The 5,015-nt window shown below is 49.7% G+C and carries 1 tRNA gene and 3 rRNA genes; all 4 read right to left on the bottom strand.

Annotated features, from left to right (window positions below):
- Window position 1: 1 nt before the first annotated feature.
- Window positions 2-117 (bottom strand): 5S ribosomal RNA (rrf, locus tag HMPREF2885_RS03610).
- 76 nt (window positions 118-193) lie between these two features.
- Window positions 194-3,096, bottom strand: a 23S ribosomal RNA gene (locus tag HMPREF2885_RS03605).
- 122 nt (window positions 3,097-3,218) lie between these two features.
- Window positions 3,219-3,291, bottom strand: a tRNA-Ala gene (locus HMPREF2885_RS03600).
- A gap of 51 nt (window positions 3,292-3,342) precedes the next feature.
- Window positions 3,343-4,889: ribosomal RNA gene (locus HMPREF2885_RS03595) — 16S ribosomal RNA — on the bottom strand.
- The 16S, 23S and 5S rRNA genes sit together here with 1 tRNA gene alongside, the layout of an rRNA operon.
- Between the last annotated feature and the right edge of the window lie 126 nt (window positions 4,890-5,015).

The raw sequence follows: 5,015 nt of genomic DNA, 5'->3' as shown, positions 1-5,015 counted from the left end.
AGCTAAGCGACTTCCATATCTCACAGGGGGCAACCCCCAACTACTTCCGGCGTTCTAGGGCTTAACTACTGTGTTCGGCATGGGTACAGGTGTATCTCCTAGGCTATCGTCACTTAACTCTGAGTAATACCTACTCAAAATTGAATATCTATCAAATACCAAGAAAACCTCACACTTCGTATTCTCAGTTACTTTGGATAAGTCCTCGAGCTATTAGTATTAGTCCGCTACATGTGTCGCCACACTTCCACTTCTAACCTATCTACCTGATCATCTCTCAGGGCTCTTACTGATATAAAATCATGGGAAATCTCATCTTGAGGTGGGTTTCACACTTAGATGCTTTCAGCGTTTATCCCTTCCCTACATAGCTACCCAGCGATGCCTTTGGCAAGACAACTGGTACACCAGCGGTAAGTCCACTCTGGTCCTCTCGTACTAGGAGCAGATCCTCTCAAATTTCCTACGCCCGCGACGGATAGGGACCGAACTGTCTCACGACGTTCTGAACCCAGCTCGCGTGCCGCTTTAATGGGCGAACAGCCCAACCCTTGGGACCGACTACAGCCCCAGGATGCGACGAGCCGACATCGAGGTGCCAAACCTCCCCGTCGATGTGAACTCTTGGGGGAGATAAGCCTGTTATCCCCAGGGTAGCTTTTATCCGTTGAGCGATGGCCCTTCCATACGGAACCACCGGATCACTAAGCCCGACTTTCGTCCCTGCTCGAGTTGTAGCTCTCGCAGTCAAGCTCCCTTATACCTTTACACTCTGCGAATGATTTCCAACCATTCTGAGGGAACCTTTGGGCGCCTCCGTTACCTTTTAGGAGGCGACCGCCCCAGTCAAACTGCCCGTCAGACACTGTCTCCGATAGGGATAACCTATCCGGGTTAGAGTGGCCATAACACAAGGGTAGTATCCCAACAACGTCTCCTTCGAAACTGGCGTCCCGATCTCTTAGACTCCTACCTATCCTGTACATGTGGTACAGACACTCAATATCAAACTGCAGTAAAGCTCCATGGGGTCTTTCCGTCCTGTCGCGGGTAACCTGCATCTTCACAGGTACTAAAATTTCACCGAGTCTCTCGTTGAGACAGTGCCCAAATCATTACGCCTTTCGTGCGGGTCGGAACTTACCCGACAAGGAATTTCGCTACCTTAGGACCGTTATAGTTACGGCCGCCGTTTACTGGGGCTTCAATTCATACCTTCGGATTACTCCTAAGCACTCCTCTTAACCTTCCAGCACCGGGCAGGCGTCACCCCCTATACATCATCTTACGATTTAGCAGAGAGCTGTGTTTTTGATAAACAGTTGCTTGGGCCTATTCACTGCGGCTGACTTAAAGTCAGCACCCCTTCTCCCGAAGTTACGGGGTCATTTTGCCGAGTTCCTTAACGAGAGTTCTCTCGCTCACCTGAGGCTACTCGCCTCGACTACCTGTGTCGGTTTGCGGTACGGGTAGAGTATGTTTAAACGCTAGAAGCTTTTCTTGGCAGTGTGACGTCACTAACTTCGCTACTAAACTTCGCTCCCCATCACAGCTCAATGTTATAGATATAAGCATTTGACTCATATCACACCTCACTGCTTAGACAGACACTTCCATTCGTCTGCTTTAGTTAGCCTACTGCGTCCCTCCATCACTACATACTCTAGTACAGGAATATCAACCTGTTGTCCATCGGATACACCTTTCGGTCTCTCCTTAGGTCCCGACTAACCCAGGGCGGACGAGCCTTCCCCTGGAAACCTTAGTCTTACGGTGGACAGGATTCTCACCTGTCTTTCGCTACTCATACCGGCATTCTCACTTCTATGCGTTCCAGCACTCCTCACGGTATACCTTCTTCACACATAGAACGCTCTCCTACCATACCTATAAAGGTATCCACAGCTTCGGTAAATTGTTTTAGCCCCGGTACATTTTCGGCGCAGGGTCACTCGACTAGTGAGCTATTACGCACTCTTTGAATGAATAGCTGCTTCTAAGCTAACATCCTAGTTGTCTGTGCAACCCCACATCCTTTTCCACTTAACAATTATTTTGGGACCTTAGCTGGTGGTCTGGGCTGTTTCCCTTTCGACTACGGATCTTAGCACTCGCAGTCTGACTGCCGACCATAATTCATTGGCATTCGGAGTTTATCTGAGATTGGTAATCCGGGATGGACCCCTCACCCAAACAGTGCTCTACCTCCAAGAATCTTTATGTCGACGCTAGCCCTAAAGCTATTTCGGAGAGAACCAGCTATCTCCAAGTTCGTTTGGAATTTCTCCGCTACCCACAAGTCATCCAAGCACTTTTCAACGTGCCCTGGTTCGGTCCTCCAGTGCGTCTTACCGCACCTTCAACCTGCTCATGGGTAGGTCACATGGTTTCGGGTCTACGACATGATACTAAAGCGCCCTATTCAGACTCGGTTTCCCTGCGGCTCCGTCTCTTCAACTTAACCTCGCATCATATCGTAACTCGCCGGTTCATTCTACAAAAGGCACGCTCTCACCCATTAACGGGCTCGAACTTGTTGTAGGCACACGGTTTCAGGTTCTATTTCACTCCCCTCCCGGGGTGCTTTTCACCTTTCCCTCACGGTACTGGTTCACTATCGGTCACTAGGGAGTATTTAGGGTTGGGAGATGGTCCTCCCAGATTCCGACGGGATTTCACGTGTCCCGCCGTACTCAGGATACTGCTAGGTACAAAGACTATTTTAAATACGAGGCTATTACTCTCTTTGGCTGATCTTCCCAAATCATTCTTCTATAATCTTTGAGTCCACATTGCAGTCCTACAACCCCGAAGAGTAAACTCTTCGGTTTGCCCTCCTGCCGTTTCGCTCGCCGCTACTAAGGCAATCGCTTTTGCTTTCTCTTCCTGCAGCTACTTAGATGTTTCAGTTCACTGCGTCTTCCTCCTCACATCCTTAACAGATGCGGGTAACAGGTAGTACCTGTTGGGTTCCCCCATTCGGAAATCCCTGGATCATCGCTTACTTACAGCTACCCAAGGCATATCGTCGTTTGTCACGTCCTTCTTCGGCTCCTAGTGCCAAGGCATCCACCGTGCGCCCTTATTAACTTAACCTTATTTTTTGACCTTTCAGTCATAAACTCTTTTAATACTACAGCGTTTCGGTTTATTTTCTTGTTACTATTTGATATAGATATTCAATTTTCAATGTGCATTACTTGGTGATCTCTCACCAATGGAGCCTAGCGGGATCGAACCGCTGACCTCCTGCGTGCAAAGCAGGCGCTCTCCCAGCTGAGCTAAGGCCCCACAAGACCTCTCAAGACTAAACAAGACCAATGTGCAGTTCCTTATCCTTAGAAAGGAGGTGATCCAGCCGCACCTTCCGATACGGCTACCTTGTTACGACTTCACCCCAATCATCTATCCCACCTTAGGCGGCTGGCTCCTAAAAGGTTACCTCACCGACTTCGGGTGTTACAAACTCTCGTGGTGTGACGGGCGGTGTGTACAAGGCCCGGGAACGTATTCACCGCGGCGTGCTGATCCGCGATTACTAGCGATTCCGACTTCATGTAGGCGAGTTGCAGCCTACAATCCGAACTGAGACTGGCTTTAAGAGATTAGCTTGCCGTCACCGGCTTGCGACTCGTTGTACCAGCCATTGTAGCACGTGTGTAGCCCAGGTCATAAGGGGCATGATGATTTGACGTCATCCCCACCTTCCTCCGGTTTATTACCGGCAGTCTCGCTAGAGTGCCCAACTGAATGATGGCAACTAACAATAGGGGTTGCGCTCGTTGCGGGACTTAACCCAACATCTCACGACACGAGCTGACGACAACCATGCACCACCTGTCACCTCTGTCCCGAAGGAAAGCTCTATCTCTAGAGCGGTCAGAGGGATGTCAAGACCTGGTAAGGTTCTTCGCGTTGCTTCGAATTAAACCACATGCTCCACCGCTTGTGCGGGCCCCCGTCAATTCCTTTGAGTTTCAACCTTGCGGTCGTACTCCCCAGGCGGAGTGCTTAATGCGTTAGCTGCGGCACTAAACCCCGGAAAGGGTCTAACACCTAGCACTCATCGTTTACGGCGTGGACTACCAGGGTATCTAATCCTGTTTGCTCCCCACGCTTTCGAGCCTCAGCGTCAGTTACAAGCCAGAGAGCCGCTTTCGCCACCGGTGTTCCTCCATATATCTACGCATTTCACCGCTACACATGGAATTCCACTCTCCCCTCTTGCACTCAAGTTAAACAGTTTCCAAAGCGTACTATGGTTAAGCCACAGCCTTTAACTTCAGACTTATCTAACCGCCTGCGCTCGCTTTACGCCCAATAAATCCGGACAACGCTCGGGACCTACGTATTACCGCGGCTGCTGGCACGTAGTTAGCCGTCCCTTTCTGGTAAGATACCGTCACAGTGTGAACTTTCCACTCTCACACTCGTTCTTCTCTTACAACAGAGCTTTACGATCCGAAAACCTTCTTCACTCACGCGGCGTTGCTCGGTCAGACTTCCGTCCATTGCCGAAGATTCCCTACTGCTGCCTCCCGTAGGAGTCTGGGCCGTGTCTCAGTCCCAGTGTGGCCGATCACCCTCTCAGGTCGGCTATGTATCGTTGCCTTGGTGAGCCGTTACCTCACCAACTAGCTAATACAACGCAGGTCCATCTGGTAGTGATGCAATTGCACCTTTTAAGCAAATGTCATGCAACATCTACTATTATGCGGTATTAGCTATCGTTTCCAATAGTTATCCCCCGCTACCAGGCAGGTTACCTACGCGTTACTCACCCGTTCGCAACTCATCCAGAAGAGCAAGCTCCTCCTTCAGCGTTCTACTTGCATGTATTAGGCACGCCGCCAGCGTTCGTCCTGAGCCAGGATCAAACTCTCATTAAAAGTTTGAGTTCTTACTCATTTCTGTCACTGACAGATTTATTGTTTTTTTCATTGTTCAGTACTATAACTTCAGTTATAGTGCCCTGCACATTGGTTCGTCTTGTTCAGTTTTCAAAGGTCTTTGTC

Source organism: Streptococcus sp. HMSC062H02 (genome assembly GCF_001813005.1).
Taxonomy (GTDB): domain Bacteria; phylum Bacillota; class Bacilli; order Lactobacillales; family Streptococcaceae; genus Streptococcus; species Streptococcus oralis_S.
This window is presented reverse-complemented; position numbering and strand designations above follow the sequence as displayed.